This window comes from Anthropogastromicrobium sp., assembly GCF_037349415.1.
Lineage (GTDB): Bacteria > Bacillota > Clostridia > Lachnospirales > Lachnospiraceae > Anthropogastromicrobium > Anthropogastromicrobium aceti.
Genome location: NZ_JAXWCK010000019.1, coordinates 35,015 through 51,649 on the forward strand (window position 1 = coordinate 35,015; position 16,635 = coordinate 51,649).

General features: G+C 41.9%; 16 protein-coding genes and 1 tRNA gene. 6 read left to right on the plus strand and 11 right to left on the minus strand.

Annotated features, from left to right (window positions below):
• Positions 1 to 11: 11 nt before the first annotated feature.
• From WJP93_RS02760 to WJP93_RS02790, 7 genes are all read right to left on the minus strand, one after another.
• On the minus strand, positions 12 to 1,784 hold the full coding sequence (locus WJP93_RS02760; protein ID WP_337546773.1) for a V-type ATP synthase subunit A: 1,773 nt from the start codon (positions 1,782 to 1,784) through the stop codon (positions 12 to 14).
• Positions 1,774 to 2,364 (minus strand): ATPase, encoded by a 591-nt coding sequence (locus WJP93_RS02765; RefSeq protein ID WP_118612603.1) that lies wholly within the window; start codon positions 2,362 to 2,364, stop codon positions 1,774 to 1,776. The genes WJP93_RS02760 and WJP93_RS02765 overlap by 11 nt, the downstream gene beginning before the upstream one ends.
• A gap of 44 nt (positions 2,365 to 2,408) precedes the next feature.
• Positions 2,409 to 2,717 carry a V-type ATP synthase subunit F gene (locus tag WJP93_RS02770; protein WP_066557684.1) on the minus strand — a complete coding sequence of 103 codons (309 nt, stop codon included), beginning with the start codon at positions 2,715 to 2,717 and terminating at the stop codon, positions 2,409 to 2,411.
• A 36-nt stretch (positions 2,718 to 2,753) separates the two neighbouring features.
• Positions 2,754 to 3,191, minus strand: coding sequence for an ATP synthase subunit C (locus tag WJP93_RS02775; RefSeq protein WP_118612604.1), 438 nt, complete (start codon positions 3,189 to 3,191; stop codon positions 2,754 to 2,756).
• Positions 3,192 to 3,286: 95 nt separating this feature from the next.
• Complete coding sequence (locus WJP93_RS02780; RefSeq protein WP_337546777.1) at positions 3,287 to 5,212, minus strand: V-type ATPase 116kDa subunit family protein; 1,926 nt, start codon at positions 5,210 to 5,212, stop codon at positions 3,287 to 3,289.
• A gap of 52 nt (positions 5,213 to 5,264) precedes the next feature.
• Positions 5,265 to 6,320 carry a V-type ATPase subunit gene (locus tag WJP93_RS02785; protein WP_337546778.1) on the minus strand — a complete coding sequence of 352 codons (1,056 nt, stop codon included), beginning with the start codon at positions 6,318 to 6,320 and terminating at the stop codon, positions 5,265 to 5,267.
• 48 nt (positions 6,321 to 6,368) lie between these two features.
• The gene (locus WJP93_RS02790; RefSeq protein ID WP_337546780.1) at positions 6,369 to 6,680 is read right to left on the minus strand and encodes an ATPase; all 312 of its coding nucleotides are present in this window, start codon (positions 6,678 to 6,680) and stop codon (positions 6,369 to 6,371) included.
• A 270-nt stretch (positions 6,681 to 6,950) separates the two neighbouring features.
• On the opposite strand from WJP93_RS02790, the gene WJP93_RS02795 reads away from it, so the two are divergent.
• The 3 genes from WJP93_RS02795 (at position 6,951) to WJP93_RS02805 (ending at position 8,617) form a co-directional block, all read left to right on the plus strand.
• Positions 6,951 to 7,574 (plus strand): cytidylate kinase-like family protein, encoded by a 624-nt coding sequence (locus tag WJP93_RS02795; RefSeq protein ID WP_118612608.1) that lies wholly within the window; start codon positions 6,951 to 6,953, stop codon positions 7,572 to 7,574.
• A gap of 10 nt (positions 7,575 to 7,584) precedes the next feature.
• Positions 7,585 to 8,235: a tRNA (guanosine(46)-N7)-methyltransferase TrmB gene (trmB, locus tag WJP93_RS02800; protein ID WP_227101931.1), complete on the plus strand. Its 651-nt coding sequence runs from the start codon at positions 7,585 to 7,587 to the stop codon at positions 8,233 to 8,235.
• 309 nt (positions 8,236 to 8,544) lie between these two features.
• Positions 8,545 to 8,617, plus strand: a tRNA-Lys gene (locus WJP93_RS02805).
• Between the two features lie 111 nt (positions 8,618 to 8,728).
• Here WJP93_RS02805 and WJP93_RS02810 read toward each other — a convergent pair.
• Positions 8,729 to 9,676, minus strand: a complete 948-nt coding sequence (locus WJP93_RS02810) for a glycosyltransferase family 2 protein (RefSeq protein WP_262536231.1) — start codon at positions 9,674 to 9,676, stop codon at positions 8,729 to 8,731.
• 257 nt (positions 9,677 to 9,933) lie between these two features.
• On the opposite strand from WJP93_RS02810, the gene WJP93_RS02815 reads away from it, so the two are divergent.
• On the plus strand, positions 9,934 to 11,298 hold the full coding sequence (locus tag WJP93_RS02815) for a D-alanyl-D-alanine carboxypeptidase family protein (RefSeq protein WP_337546783.1): 1,365 nt from the start codon (positions 9,934 to 9,936) through the stop codon (positions 11,296 to 11,298).
• A gap of 43 nt (positions 11,299 to 11,341) precedes the next feature.
• Here WJP93_RS02815 and WJP93_RS02820 read toward each other — a convergent pair whose 3' ends face one another.
• The gene (locus WJP93_RS02820) at positions 11,342 to 12,301 is read right to left on the minus strand and encodes a 3'-5' exonuclease (protein ID WP_337546785.1); all 960 of its coding nucleotides are present in this window, start codon (positions 12,299 to 12,301) and stop codon (positions 11,342 to 11,344) included.
• 41 nt (positions 12,302 to 12,342) lie between these two features.
• Entirely contained in the window at positions 12,343 to 13,680 is a 1,338-nt protein-coding gene (locus WJP93_RS02825; RefSeq protein ID WP_262536228.1) for a hypothetical protein, read from the minus strand.
• Positions 13,681 to 13,855: 175 nt separating this feature from the next.
• On the opposite strand from WJP93_RS02825, the gene WJP93_RS02830 reads away from it, so the two are divergent.
• Together WJP93_RS02830 and WJP93_RS02835 are read left to right on the plus strand one after the other, a co-directional pair.
• A complete protein-coding gene (locus WJP93_RS02830; RefSeq protein WP_337546788.1) occupies positions 13,856 to 15,043 on the plus strand; it encodes a serine hydrolase domain-containing protein in 1,188 nt (395 codons plus the stop codon).
• Between the two features lie 8 nt (positions 15,044 to 15,051).
• Positions 15,052 to 15,663 carry a DUF4203 domain-containing protein gene (locus WJP93_RS02835; protein WP_262536226.1) on the plus strand — a complete coding sequence of 204 codons (612 nt, stop codon included), beginning with the start codon at positions 15,052 to 15,054 and terminating at the stop codon, positions 15,661 to 15,663.
• 64 nt (positions 15,664 to 15,727) lie between these two features.
• On the opposite strand, the gene WJP93_RS02840 is transcribed toward WJP93_RS02835, so the two are convergent.
• Positions 15,728 to 16,402: a response regulator transcription factor gene (locus WJP93_RS02840; protein ID WP_262536225.1), complete on the minus strand. Its 675-nt coding sequence runs from the start codon at positions 16,400 to 16,402 to the stop codon at positions 15,728 to 15,730.
• Between the last annotated feature and the right edge of the window lie 233 nt (positions 16,403 to 16,635).

Genomic DNA, 16,635 nt, shown 5'->3' on the forward strand with positions numbered 1-16,635 from the left:
ACGGCTCCTCCTTACGCATTTTTCTCGATGACTTCATCGTAGAATGTATCAATATCTTTCATATACTGATCAAACATATCAAGACGATCATTCGGCACATCATACTTGATATTGATGACACGGTCAAAGATGTTGCTCTGCTTTAAGACGCTCATCGGATGACCCATCGTTACTAGTGATCTAGCACGGTCGTATAAGTAGAGAATGACACGCATCTGCGCTGCCTGCTTTTCAATCGGCACGCATGTATCATCCTTGTGGAATGCATTCTGCTGCAGATATCCCAGACGAACAACTCTTGCGATCTCCAGCGTCAGCTTCTGATCATCAGGAAGTACATCAGAACCGATCAGCTTTACGATTTCCATCAATGCACTTTCCTGATTTAAGATTGCCATCAGGCGATTTCTGTTTGCAATGAAATCCTTTCCAGCCTTTGCATTATACCATGGTGCCAGATCCTGTACATACTCACTGTATGAGGTCAGCCAATGGATAGCCGGGAAATGTCTTGCATAAGCAAGAGATTTGTCCAGTCCCCAGAAGCAGCGCACAAAACGCTTTGTGTTCTGTGTAACAGGCTCTGAGAAATCGCTTCCCTGCGGGGAAACAGCGCCGATAATAGTAACACTTCCGACACTTCCATTTAAATTGTGCATCATGCCGGCACGCTCATAGAATGCAGATAGCTTTGATGCTAAGTAAGCTGGGAAACCTTCCTCGGCCGGCATCTCCTCCAAACGTCCTGACAACTCTCTAAGAGCCTCTGCCCAACGTGATGTAGAGTCTGCCATGATGGCTACATGGTAACCCATATCTCTGTAATACTCAGCCAGTGTCAGTCCAGTGTAGATACTTGCCTCACGCGCTGCAACCGGCATGTTGGATGTATTTGCAATCAAAACAGTTCGATCCATAAGTGGATTGCCGCTCTTTGGGTCAATAAGCTCTGAAAACTCCTCAAGAACCTGAGTCATCTCGTTTCCACGCTCACCACATCCAATATAAACAATAATATCGGCATCAGACCACTTTGCAACCTGATGCTGAGTCATCGTCTTTCCTGTTCCAAATCCACCAGGAATAGCTGCGGTACCACCCTTTGCGATTGGGAACAATGTATCAAGAATACGCTGTCCTGTAATAAGCGGCTCTGATGCTGCATAGCGCTTATTAGTTGGTCTTGGCACACGAATTGGCCACTTCTGAGTCATAGACAGCTCTTTCTTTGTTCCATCATTCTGAATGATCGTTACAATAGTCTCATCAATGGTGTATTCACCATCATTTGCAACGCTCTCTACTGTACCCTCAGTGTCAGGCGGAAGCATACACTTGTGTACAATCATTGGTGTTTCTTGAACCTCAGCGATTACTGTTCCGCCAAATACATGCTGTCCTGGCTTTACTGTAATATGTGCCTGCCACTTTTTGTTGCGGTCAAGTGCGTCTACACTTAAACCTCTTGTGATATACATACCACCGGCCTTTGCGATCTCGCTCAGCGGTCTCTCTATACCATCAAAGATGTTATGAAGGATACCAGGTGCCAGTGTTACAGAAATTGCTGCGCCTGTTGAATATACCTCATCGCCTGGCTTTAATCCTGTTGTCTCCTCGTAAACCTGAATGGTCGTTCTTGAACTGTCAAGACGAATGACCTCTCCTACCAGTTTCTGCGGTCCAACATAAACCATTTCACCCATACGAAAATCAGTCTTTCCTTTAATATAGATAACTGGTCCGTTAATACCGTAGATGATTCCTTTTACATCAGCGGCCATCGTATTCACCTCCGTCAAACTGGAACTCATTTCTAACCTCAGCAATTCTTGAATCCATTGAATTGTCTATGAGTATGCTTCTTGCTGGAATGACAGCTCTCATGCCGCCGCCAAAGGAATACTCGCTCATCGTCAAGGTGCACTTTGTTTCCTCTTCAAGGTCATGCTTTTTAGATGCATCAGCTGGATCCAGATAAATAATAATGTCATCATTTTTTGCAAATGATTTTGCATCTATGATCTGCTTTTTGATCACCTGAACATACTCAGGTGTCTTTTTATAAGCTTCTACAAGAGCAGCAACCTCTTGAAACAGCTTATCTTTAAATTCGGTTTCCTTCTGGCTTAACGCACGTTTATTAACCAGATGCTCATGTGCCAGTTTCTGATTTCCCTGTCTCTTTACAGCTTCCACTTCAACCGCAAGATCTTTCTCTTCCTGAGAAAGAATCATAGCTTTTCGCTCCTCAAACTGCGCATCAAGCGCAGCCTGATATTCCTTAAGCGAGGCATCCATTTCCATTGTGGCATCCTGAACAGATATTTCCATAAAATGGTTTAATTTTTCTTCCAGTGTCAATTAAATCACCTTCCATTCTTTTTCACATTACATCATACTATGGATTATAACTTTAATCCTATTGCTTCGTTTACGTAGGAAGTAATGAAATCTGGCTTGCGGCCTGTTCCATGACGATCAGGAACCTCAATGATCAGAGGCAGCTTGTGATCCAGCTTCACTTTATTGATCAATTCTGGATACTCTCTTCCGAACTTTTCCGTCAGCAGCAGGATTCCGATCTCCTTATCTTCCAGCGCATGGTCTATTGCTTTCTTTAATTCACCCTGTTCGTGAACGACGCAGCCTTCAATTCCGGCCAGACGCATGCCCACAAGGGTATCTACATTGTCACTGACCAAATATATTTTCATATTGAATATGCCTTTCCTGACGTTGTTTCTACTTCTTTACAGCTGACCAAGAATCATAAAGGAAATGATCAAACCATACAGGCAGACACCTTCTGCCAGACCTACGAAGATCAGGGACTTACCAAGAATAGAAGAATCTTCACTAATTGCACCTAATGCTGCGCTTGCTGCACTTGCTACGGCGATACCACCACCGATACAGGAAAGACCAGTTACAAGAGCGGCTGCCAGATAACCCATACCAGTAGAAAGGCCGCCTGCTGCCTGTGCTGTCTCTGCTGCTGCCTCTGCTGCCTGTGCGTTTCCGCTGAACATGAAGCCGCATGCTACTAACATAATTCCGAAGAATGCTGCTGCATTTGTGCCAATTGTGAGCTTATAACGTGCCTTATTCTTTGTTCCGCTTAAGAAATATGCAAATGGAACGACGATGCTTAATAAAAGTGCTGCAAACAATGTAATCTTAACTAACATAATAAAATCCTCCTCTTATCTTTGCTTTGTATTGTGTTTTTTTCAAAAATGTCTTATATCCATGACTGCCTTTGCAGTCTTTTGGATTTCTATTTTTACTGCTTTGTGTTATACGGTTCAAACTCTCTTCCATCACCTTTGTAGAAACGGGAGAACATCTCGTAGTATTCCAGACGAAGTACCTGAATACCAACGATCAAACCTTCCATACCGCATACAAAGAGATTTCCAAGAATAACAACAAGAATATTCGGTGTGCCGCTTTCTGCACCTGCAAGCATCATAACAACCTGCATCATAGCTGCATGGCTGACAGCAAATGCTCCGATACGGACAAACGAAATAGTATTTGAAAAGTAGCTAAGCAGTACCTCGATTAACTCAAACAGTGCCTGAACAACAATCATAACTGGACCTGTTTTCTCCGCTGGCTTTTTCTTCTCACAAAGATCAGTCAGCTGCTCCTTAAATGCAATACACAGAAGCGGTATAATAAACAGTACCGCAAGCAGTGCACCGCCTGGAAGGCTGTGACCTGTCATCAGCATTACGATGGCAAATACAAGCAGTCCGTAGAATACAAGACCGGCAATTCCGTTTGTATCAAAGCACAGATCACCGAGACTGTGATTTTTTGCCGCATTGATAATGTGGATTATCATTGTCAGAAGAATCATTCCCATACCAAATGCAACTGCTACAATAAATACCGTATTCAGTCGTCCGATCATAGGAAGATCAGTCATCTTTGACATTGGTCTTAGCCAAATCGGTTTTATTACATCCTCAAAACCAAAGATACTTCCGAACATAAATCCAAAGAAGGTGGAGAATACACCTGCCATACTTATGATGGCTGCAAGATTCATCTTCTTAAAGTGATACAGCAAAAATCCTCCGATTACGAGCACTAAGCCCTGTCCGACATCTCCAAACATCCATCCAAAGATAAAGGAATATGTCAGTGCAACGAATATGGTCGGGTCAAACTCATTATAATTTGGAAGACCATACATACGAATATACATCTCATACGGCTTAAACAGCTTTGGATTGCGAAGCTTTACAGGCGGCTGTGAAACACGATTTTTGTTGTCATCATGGATAAGACAAATCACATTTGGATCACTTTCAATCTCCGCCTTAAATTTCTTTGCGTCACGCGCTGTCATCCAGAAGCATATAATATAGAAGTTTTTCTTATCTGCGCCTGTAACAGCCGCCAATCTTCTTATATCAAAGTTCTTTGAAAACTGCTTAAGCTTTGCCACTGCATCAAGGATCTTTTCCTTCTTTGAAGAAAGCACATGATCAATCTCGCTCTGCTTTTCCTTTATCTTAGCATCAAGCTCACCAATATGCTTTGTCAAGAGTGCCAGTGCCTCCTCTGGAGTACCCTCATACTCATCCGGAAGGCGAAAACGTTCAAAGTGAAGTGCCTTATAAACAGCATCAATCTTTGCAATCTCATTCTTTGGGCTAAAATATACGCCCCATACATAATCCTGATCCTTTTTGCATTCGTAAAAGATCGTATTGACATTATCGTACGTGTACTGCATAAGCTTTTCCACGTAATCGACTGGGATTCGTCCGAAGCGATACTTTACACACTTAAATGCAAGCAGCTTGTGAACATCATATCCCAAATTATTAAATGGAACAATCTGATCCACTAATGCCTGCAGCTGTGTCTTTTCCTTGTTCAGCGCTTCAAGAGACTTCTCTGCTTCCTTGATCTTAGCATCTGCATCATCAATTAAGGCTACAGCCTCTTTGACATCCATAGAACTATCCGTCTTTGTTTCCTTTGCTCCCATTGCGGACATAAGCTGTGTAGCTTTGTTTAAGGTCTCGCGGTACGGATTGATCTCAATGAACGGCTTAAGTCCAGTTGTCTCAGAAAGCTCTGTCATTGTGCTTTCCAACTGAAACTCATACTTGGACAAATGCTGTTCAATTGCTCTGTCAATATCATCTTTGGGTCCCGTAATGCTTAAGAATTGCATTTTTTCTATCATGGTTACCCCTCGACTTTCCTAAATAAACTTACTTTCTGCACAAAAATGACAATCACTGCGTTACTGCGTATTTCATCAGTTTTGCTGTTGGGATTCCATAGCGTATTCCCTCGATAATTGATGTAATACGTGCAATTTCATGCTCTTTGCGGTACAGCAGCGCATTGAGTGGTGCAACTGAATATGGATTTTTTCTGCCGGCAAGCTCAAAAATATGCTCTACCAGCTCAGTGTACATCTTTTCCACAAAACGAATCTCAGCAAAATCGTCTGCGTACTTCTGACCATAGTAGCCGTTTACAATGAGTAATCTCGCTTCCTCATACGTAGGCGCCTCTACAATAGCCGTGATGTCATCTGGTTTTAAATGGTAATAGCTAGGAACAACCATCGCATACAGCTCAGGTGCTGTCATTCGATAGTTTTTCTTTGCACGCATCAGCCACTGGATATTCAGCAGATCGATTCGTCTTCCATAACTGTCCGCAATGATCTGTCTTTCTTTTCCCTTAAGAAGCTTATCTTTCTGCTTCCAGACATAACTGAAATAATACACGTCAAGGCTGCCCTCATAGTCGAACAAACTTGGCTCTTCAGTATGGCGTATGGCGTCAAGCGGATGATAAAACGGTGTATTTTTTAATGCATCAATCAACTCATCCACCGTTGTGCTATTATCAATCGCATCTGTATCCAAATGCGAATGACGCGCAAAAAACGCGCTGCGGTATGCCTGATCCTCTTGGATACTCTGACCGGAAATGACTTTTCGAAGACAACCCTTAAGATATGCCGCCTCATAGTGCAAAAAGTAAAAATCCAAAAACGCTCTTTGCTCTCCTCTGGCGAAACTGTACAGACGATTGTAATCATTGTAAAGCGATCCCATAAGCGTCGCCTCAATCATTCCTCTGTGACTGTCATGTTCATCAAAGTCCCTCAGCAGCGGCTCATATTCGGAAAACTGTCTCAAATAGCCAACTGCTTCACCGACACTCGCACAAGATGCCAGCTGTTCGTACTGCTCCTTCTTTAAGAGCTTTCCTCCCATGGCACGGGCTTTTGCACTGATACCGCTGTAAGATAAGATACCAGAAATAATAATCACCCCTTTTCGTAAGATTTTTTTGGCACAACACTAATGATACCATAAAAGTTATTGCGCCACAATCTTTGCCAGCAACTGTCTGGCGATCGCCGAATGGCTTTCCTCATAAATACGGTCCATATGAGCAAGCTGTTTTTCAAGCTCCTCCTTCTGAGCTTCAAGTTCTTCAGCGATCTTTTTCTCAAGCTCTGCCTGCTGAGCGCTGATTTTCTTTTGTGTCTCTTCATGAACCTGCTTTTCAAAGGCTGCAATTCTGGCATCCTGGTCTTTGGCCATCTGCTTTTTCTTTGCACCTGCCTCCTCAATAATTGAAGATGCTGCAGTTTCTACTTCACTTAATCTTTGAATAATCTTATTCATCTGCATACCTCCTTTTTCGCACATTCATTATAGTATGATGATACAAAATTGTCATTGGCGAATTGTTTTAAAAAACTCAAATAAATTTCATATTTTTTTTGTTAATTTTTTGTCATACTGTGACGTTTTTCCTCGTTTACGATCGTTTTTGACGCGTTGACTTTTTAGTAACTATCATATATACTTCTTATATAAGAAGCTTTGTGGTTTGCAATTCCATTGTTTTTTGATTTGCAGACCGCTGCAATTAAGTTTGAGGGAGGTTGGAATATGAAACATTTTGCTGTTACCATTACCAGAACCTGCGGTGCCGGTGGTACTTCCATCGCAAAGATTCTTTCCGCTCATTATGGAATTGAATACTATGACCGTATGCTGCTTCGCCTGGCTGCCGGAAACAGTGGCATCAATGAAGCAGTCTTTGCTGCAGCCGATGAGGATACAAAGAAAAGCCCACTATTTAACGCCTTTAAGAAGGTCTATAACGGCGAGCATATCCTTCCGGAAAAAAGCGAATATGCGACAAGTGATGACCTGTTTGCCTATCAGGCAAAGGTTATGAAAGAATTAATCAAGGAGAACTCTTTTATTGTAATCGGAAGAGGCGGAGATTATGTATTAAAAGATTATCCGTATTTAGTTCGTGTATTCGTTCACTCTCAGTATAAGGATTGTCTTGCGCATGAAATGGAAATTATGCAGTGCAGTGAAAAGGATGCTGCCGAGCGCATCGCAAAGACAAACAAATACAGAAGTGATTATTACAAGCATTTCACCGGAAGAGAATGGATGGATGCAAGAAATTATGATCTCGTTTTGGATACAAGCCGCTATACCTACCAGCAGTGCGCAGAGATGATTGAAGCAATCGTTGCAGAGCGCATGAAAGACTGAGAGGTCGGGGATGAGATTACGCAACGTCAGAGGCGCACGTGAGGAAATGCTTGTAAATCCCTACGTGATTCAAGAGCCACAGCAGTACAAAGGACATGTTGCTGTTCAAATTTTTGGCAACAACAATCCGATCTTCATTGAGGTTGGAATGGGCAAGGGACAATTTATTACATCACTTGCTGCACTTCATCCAGAAATAAACTACATCGGAATTGAGAAATACTCTTCTGTTTTGATCCGTGCCATTGAAAAGCAGGAAGAGCTTCAGCTTCCGAATTTAAAGTTTCTTCGCTTTGACGCAGAATATCTTCCTGATATTTTTGCACCAGGCGAAATTGCTCACATTTATTTAAATTTTTCCGACCCATGGCCAAAAGACCGACATGCAAAGCGCCGTCTTACAAGCAGCCGATTTTTAGGGCTGTATGACCAGATTTTAGCAGACGGCGGTATTGTCGAATTTAAGACCGATAATCAGCCGCTATTTGATTTTAGTCTGGAATCTGTAAAAGAATCTGGCTGGACACTTCTTATGCAGACACGCGATCTTCACCATAGTGAGTTTGCTGAGGGCAATGTCATGACAGAATATGAAGCAAAATTTTCTGCCATGGGAAACCCAATCTATAAATTAGAAGCCGTTCACGATAAAAAAGCTTAATTATGCAAATGATCACAAAATGCTCCTGCCGCATATCTTGTGGCAGGAGCATTTTATTGGGAGGTCTCCATGCATTGTCATCATTTTCGCAAATTTGTTATTCGTCACAGCTGCTGTCCTTTTTTCGACTGCACTCTGTTACATTTATATCGCTGTTTTCAAACTGCCGCCAAAGCCTGTGCCCACTCAAATAAAAAATGTTCTTCAAAGCGGCCTTGAAAATATTTTTAATTTTTTTAAAAAAACTGTTGACAAATCAATTGAGCTATGATAGTATATAGGAGTCGCGTGAGTGACAAACAAAAAGAAGCGCCTCTAGCTCAGTTGGTAGAGCACCTGACTCTTAATCAGGGTGTCCAGGGTTCGAACCCCTGGAGGCGCATGATTTAGAAGCATCCGAGTTAATCGGGTGCTTTTTTTATGCTATCGCAAAGCGTTCAGTTTCAATGCATTAAAAAAAGATGGCACAGCGTACTGCACCATCTCTATTTGATTAAACCTCATCTTCGTTTGTCAGCACATCCTTCTCTATAAAAATAGGACGCTGTTTTCCCTGAATATACATTCTTGCTATATATTCTCCCATAATTCCCAAAATTAAAAGTTGGATACCTCCAATTAAAAGAATCAATGCGACAATTGTTGCATATCCCGGCACATCTACACCGCAGATCAGCCGCTGCAAAACAACCACAATAAAATAGATAACAGCAAGAAGTGACGTGAATGATCCAAGCACAGTTGCAATTTTTAACGGTGCAGTTGAATAGCCAATGATACCCTCAACCGCATACTTAAACAGTTTCCAGAAGCTCCACTTTGTCTTTCCTGCATGACGCTCCTCGGCAACATAAGGAATATAGTAAGTATCAAAACCAACCCACGAAAAAATACCCTTTGAAAAGCGATGATATTCTGGCATGCTCAAAATTGCATCAACCATTTTTCGTCTGCACGTGCGAAAATCACTCGCGCCATTGACAAACTCTACCTCACTCATTCGATTGATAAGGCGATAAAATTCACGTTTAAAGAAAGACAGACCTCTTCCTTCATTTCGCTCTTTTTGAAAAGCGGCAACACAGTCATACTCTGGATGCTCATCCAATATCTGAACCATCTCGCGCACAATTTCAGGACGCTGCTGCAAATCAGCATCAATCAATGTTACAAGATCACCCTTTGCATGCTTCATTCCTGCCAGGATTGCTGCTTCCTTTCCAAAATTACGTGAAAACTGAACGATTGTGATCGGTGTTTCTTCTCTTTTCTCATAAAACAGCTTTTTTAACTCAATCCCGGTATTATCCCTGCTTCCATCATTTACCATAACAAGCTCATACTCATAACCACAGCCCAAAAACGCATTTACAGCTGCATCATAGAATGCTCGGACATTATCCTGCTCGTTATAGCATGGAACCACCAGTGATAATTTCATCCTACTACCTCCTGTCTTGCCTACTTGTCTTTCATATTTAAAAACCAGATTTATCATCCATCGCAATCTGGTCGGATAGCCCCACTTTTTTGCTTCATCGCCTACTATAACACAATTATGCCCTATTGGAAAGTATATTTTACGTATTTCCTTTTCTTTTCAGCATTTTTATGTTATGATAAAGGCCAGTCTGACTGACTTATCAATGTTTCACGGTGCAAAACTGTGCCCATTATGGAAAGGTGTGAATATTGTTTATGAAAACTGTTTTACGTTCTTCTTTTTCTTTATGCCTATGCATATGTCTTCTTTTACTGCCATGCCATGCCACAAGTGCTGCAACAAAGGCTGAAATTGACACCATGCAGGCACATCTGCCTGACGAATGGCCTGATGCGCCTGAAATCACAAGTGAGGCCGCAATCCTCGTTGATATTGATACTGATACAATCCTATACGCAAAGAATGCGACAAGCTCCATGTATCCTGCCAGCACAACTAAGCTGATGACAGCCTATCTGACTCTGTCTAACACTTCTTTGGATGATATTGTCACATTTTCAAAGAACTCTATTTATAGTCTTCCAAGCGGCAGCAGCCACATTGGTATGCATATTGGGGAATCCTTAAGCGTTAGAGACTGTCTGTATGGTCTTTTACTTCCTTCAGCAAATGAAGTAGCAACTGCACTTGCTGAACATGTCAGCGGCTCTGTATCTTCCTTTGTGGAACTAATGAATAGTACTGCTGTAAGTCTTGGCTGCGTAAACACAAACTTTGCAAATGCCAATGGCCTTCAGGATCCAAACCACATGACATGCGCCTACGATTTGTATAGAATTATGCTAGGCTGCCTGCAGTATTCTGATTTTATCTCTATTTCATCCACACCAGCTTATTATAGAAAGGCCGATTCCATTCTAGACCGCGATATTCCTATGGGCACTACAAATAAGCTTATTAAAAAAGATTCCGACTACTACACACCGTTTGTTGTCTGTGGAAAAACTGGCTGGACCGAGGAAGCTGGACGCTGCCTCGTTACGTATGCTTCAAAAGATGGACGCAATTTAATCTGCGTTACAATGAACACAGAAGATCCAAACCAATATAAAGACACTATCCAGCTTTTTAATTACGGATTTGACCATTTCAATGTGGCAAAAGCTTCTGAGCAGGATCAGACCTATAGCACACAGGCGCTTATCTCTAACAGCCCACTTGGTCTTTCTGAGCAAAATTCCTCTTTTCTGACACTGGACAGCGCTTCACGCATCACCGTGCCAGATACTGTTTCACTAGATGACCTTACACGCCGTCCCATTACAAATGAAGATGGCACACATATGCTCTCATATGAGCTTCATGGATATCCACTAGGAACTGCAATGATTATCAACCAGGTCGCACAGGACACAAGCGACCTCTATGTGGCATCTGGTAATTCATTGTCTGACGTGCTTCAGACAAAACCTTTCCACGAAATAAAAATCTGGCTTGTTGCATGCATGCTTGCTGTAATCATTTTGATTATTCTTCTCGTTGTCTTTTTAATTCGCTACAAAAAGATGAATAAAAACAATCGGCAGACACCTCCAAATCACCAATATCGTATGCAATAAATATTTTATAATACATGTAATTAATCAGAAAAAGGGCTGCGCATTAGCTTCGCAGCCCTTTTTCTGCCGCCTTCTCCATGCGGCGTTTTTTCATTAATTCTGATTTTGCCTTAATCTTTCTGGCTCCCTCTGCATCAGTAAGCTTCATTGTTTTTATCATAAAAACCTGTCCGTCACAGTGCTTTACCCTGATTTTTCCTTTTAACCATCCGTGTCTAGGACAATATGCCAAGCCAAAATACTTGCGGTTGTTATCCGAAAACCAGTTCATTCGTCTTGTGACATTTCGCCCGCATTTATAGCAGACCATTGAACTGACATTTCTTGCTTCCATTGCTTCCTCACGGCTTTGATAAAGCTGTGAGACAAACTTTGAATAACGCTCAAAAACAAGATATATCTCCTCCTGTGCATTTTTCGGAGGTCTATAATAATCTACTGATACCATGCTCTGCCAGCTCTGCTTTTCAAGCTGACTTAACACGCAGCCTGTATAAGCTGCATCATACACAGCACGATGAAACGGCCATTTCTTTGGCAGTGCCAGCGTCTCAATCACACTCTCAAGAGATGCACGCGCGTGACCATCCAGACAATACAGGCTGTAAAGCTTTTGAACATCATAATAAAACAGAGGGAATGCAAACGGATTTTCCATTCCAAAATAAGCAATGTTTCGCTGCAGCTCCGTCAGATCCATGTCGCCCCACGTAAAGAACACAGGATCCTTTCCACACCATTTCCAGAAGCGTTCCATCGCGTCCAAAAACGGTATGCCTTCAGCTTCTAGCTGTTTCATGCTAATGCCAACCACTTCCCACACGCGGTAAAACAATTCTGTGTACACGCACGGCCGGATCAGGCAGCTAAAGCTGTCTGTCTGGTTTCCGTGCTCATCTAGGCGTACTGCGCCAATTTCAATCACCTCAAACGTAAGTCCTGGTGCTTCCCTATCACGCGTCTGTGCCTGATTCCATTCTAAATCTAATACAATTGAATTCATAAATAATAAATCTTTCTAATATATGCATTATAGCCTTACAGTTAAGCCTCTGCGCCTGGCACAAGCATTTCCAAGCCTTCTACTCCTTCTACTGCATCGCTTATGGAGCTTGCCACATGACGAAGCGATACAAGTCTTGAGTAAAATTTTGCGTAGCCTGGCTGAACCTCACAGCCGCGGCGTCCATAAAAGTAACTTCTCATCATCTCCTCTGCAGCCAGTGTGATGCCGTTTCCTGCGGCCTGATCCATCGCATCCAAATATAGCTCTTGATCTGTCTGTGCCGCCAGGCCAAGGAGATATTCACCCACTCCATACATTCCGCAATACTCTGCACACAAAATGCTGATCGTATGCTGCAGATTTTTTCTTTCCTTTTCATCTAATGTCTCAGATAGCACCTGATGCAGCTGATTCATTTGTGCAAGAATCTCTGTTACTGCCGGCACCATTGTCTCATAAATCTTCTTTCCATTCTTCTCACTTGCAAGAAGCGGTGCAAATACAGCCATCTCAAGCATTGCTGTGCTTGTAACATCCTCACCTGCAATCTGTTCACACCGTTTTTTTACCTTCGTTACAGCAGCCTCATCAAAATGATTCAGATATAGTGAAGCCAGTTCCTCGAAACCATCCTCCAAAAAACCACACAATACATTTTCCATCAGCTTTGCCGTATCATTCTCTCCATTTTTTTCCATATCAAGATCAGGATGCAAAAGCGGCAGCAATTCATCTGTAACCATCTGTGTATTTAAAGAATCCTGTGCCTGAAGATATTTCATAACGCGTGAAAAATTCAGATACAGATATAAAAAGCTTTCCGTTAACAGCAGATGCTTTGCTTCCAAAATATCTGGCTCATAGCCGCTGACACTATTTTGATCTGTCACCTGTGACACAGGTGCAAACTCCCAATAAGACCGTAAATGAGGAAAATCAAGTCCCTGCTTTTCACGATACTGTGCCTGTGGCAAACGCCTCGATGCATCACGGCGCATCTGCATCAGATTTTCACGATATTTATCTGGCTGGCCAAAACACTCTTCCTCAAAATAATCGAGCACATCGGTGATTCGGTCATCACTGATATCAGCAGCCTCATTGCTGTAAAGCCATACAAAATCACTTACAGCATCTTTTAGACGGTGCATAGAATGCTGTGCATGCTTATACATCACCTGATCTAACGCAAGCTTCAGTACAACAGCAGCCTTCTCATAATTCCCCTTTGCAATCAGTCTGTTTCCCTCTTCCTGAAGTGCACGAAAGTCCCAGTTTTCATCATTATACTCCTCGTACCACAGATCTGTCTTACAACTGGGACAAAAATGAGGATTTCCCCAAAAATGTGTATGGCAATTCCTGCATCTTCCCATTTGTATCACTTCCTTTCTTATTTCTTCTTTATCTTGAATAGTCACATTTTAACACAAATTAATAAAAATAGCAATGTAGCCACTTTCTATTTAAAATGGATTGTGCTATTATGATGACAGTTCATATGTCAACCCATTAAGATGTCAATTTGATATCAATTTTAGGAGGTAAATTATGCAATTGAAGGAAATTGAAAAGCTGGCAGCTTCTGTCATGGAAAAGGCAGTTGATGCAAAAGAAGTAGCTGGTGTCAACCTGCTTGTTTTAAAAGACAAAGCGCCTGTATTGTCACTTCATGCAGGCTACGCTGATCTGGAAAATAAGGTTTTAATGGAAGACGATACTATCATGCGCCTGTACTCCATGAGTAAACCAGTTACAGCAGCCTGCATGATGATTTTAATGCAGCGTGGTCTCGTTGATTTGAATGATCCGGTATCAAAATTTATTCCGGCTTTTGCAAATCAGACTTACGTAAACGGCAACACACTTTCCCTTGTGCAAAGACAGATGACCGTACATGATCTTTTATTTATGACATCCGGTCTTTCCTATGGAAGCGATTCCGCTGCCGGAAAAGCAACGTCTGATCTTTTTGCAGAGATGGATACACGTCTTTCTACAGAGGATGCTATGACAACACGTGAGTTTGCTGACCGAGTTGGAAAAAATCCACTTGAATTTGAGCCATCATCTAACTTTATGTACGGTGTTTCCGCTGATATTCTTGGTGCACTGATCGAGGTGATCTCTGGAATGAGCTTTGCTGAATTTTTAAAGAAAGAGATCACAGATCCTCTTGAGATGCCAGATACAGGTTTTTTCGTTCCTGCGCAAAAGCAGTCTCGTCTTTCTAAGGTTTATGCACGCACAGAAAATGGATTAACGCTTTATACAGGAGATCATCTGGCAATCCAAAATAAAATGGCTACCCTTCCGGCATTTCAGTCAGGCGGTGCCGGTCTTGTTTCTACATTAAAGGATTACGCAAACTTCGGCACTATGCTGCTTAACGGCGGAAATTTTAAGGGACACCAGATTTTAGAGCCAGAAATTGTACGCTATTTCACGCAGGGAACACTGCAGCCTTGGCAGCAGGAGTCACTGTCTCGCGGCTGGGGTGGTCTTGAGGGCTATAGCTATAGCAATCTTATGCGTGTTATGAAGGATCCTTCTAAGGCGATTATGTACACAACACTTGGCGAGTACGGCTGGGATGGATGGCTTGGACCTTATTTTTCCAATCATCCAGGCTGCAATATCACTTTCCTTGCTGGTATTCAGCTTACAGATGCCGGTACTACACCAACTGTAAGAAAGCTTAGAAATGTCGTTTTACCAAATCTTTTAAATAACAGGTGATGGAATCTATGGATGAACTGATTTCACAGGCTGCTGATTTTATTAGCAGCCTGCTGCCGTTTCTCAATAATATAAATATTGTCGGTCTTATTTTATCTTTTGTCTCACTAGTATTATCGGTACTTTTATGCTTTTGGGGCTATCGCCTGTTTACCTGCTTTGCAGCCGGCATCGGCTTTGTAACCGGCGCCTTTTTAGGATTTTTACTGTCTGGTCATTTTACAGATGAGTTATGGATTATTCTTTTAAGTGCACTGATTCTTGGTCTTATACTTGGCTTTTTGGCAACCAGGCTAATTCTTTTGTCCACATTTTTTGTCGTCTTAATTCTTGTTTCAGTCTTTTCATGCGGTCTTCTGGTTTCATTTGTCCCTTCACTTTCAAACGTGACGGCCGGCATAATCAGCTTGATTCTTGGAATTGTCGCTGGTGTGATCTGTATAAAACTGCAAAAACCTATCATAATTCTCGTCACTGCCTTTTGCGGTGCACTCGGCACGGTACAAATTTTATTTCAGCTTTTAAAATTTGAACAGATTACAATCTTTTACGGTGCTTTCTTATCACTTGCTATGATCGGAAGCATTGTCCAGTTTTTAAGTACAAGGCGAGACGCATAAAAAAGTGCGCGTAGAAAATGATTTTTTCATCTTTTACACGCGCTTTTTAATATTATAAAATCTTTTAATCTTTTTCCAACAAATATCCTACATTTCGCACTGTGCGGATCATCGAACCTTCCTCGCCAAGCTTTTGACGCAACGTCTTTATATGCATATCGAGTGTACGGGACTCTCCTTCAAAATCGGTTCCCCACACACGTTCCATGATTACCTCTCTTGTCAGTACCATGCCGCAATTAGCCATAAGAAGCTTCAAAAGCTCATACTCTTTAAATGTAAGCTCGCAGTTTTCTCCCTTTACCATCACGAGATGACGCTCATCATCTAATACCAGATTTCCAACCTCAAGACGCTTTGTCTGCGCACCTGCACTACGGCGAAGCAATGCCTTCACACGCGACAGCAGTTCCATAATGCCAAATGGCTTTGTCATATAATCATCTGCTCCTATGTCAAGCCCACGCACCTTATCAAGCTCTGTAGTCTTTGCCGTTACCATCATAACTGGCAAATGCTTTGTCTGTGGCATTGCCCTAAGCTTCTTTACAATTTCTAAGCCATCCTCATCCGGCAGCATAACATCAAGCAAAAAAAGATCTGGCGTTTTCTTTTCCAATCTCTCGTAAAGTGCTTTTGCATCCTCAAATTCTTCAATTTCAAAACCGCCGCATTTAAGTGCATATGCCTCAATCTGACGAATATCATTGTCATCCTCTACAATAAAAACTAGTGCCATCTTATTACCATGCCTTTCCGCAAAATTTTGCTTATCTTTTGTGCTTTTGCTATTTTACTTTGACATCATTAAGTCACTACTATACTGCTTCTTTTTTAATTCTACATCTTTTTTATTTGACATACTCCCACGGTTAAAACCGTGGGAGTCCTTAGATTCTGGCAGCATCATCCAGCCATATAGACTGAAATATAGCCACTGTGTTCAGGATTTATGCTGATGGGATTTCATAC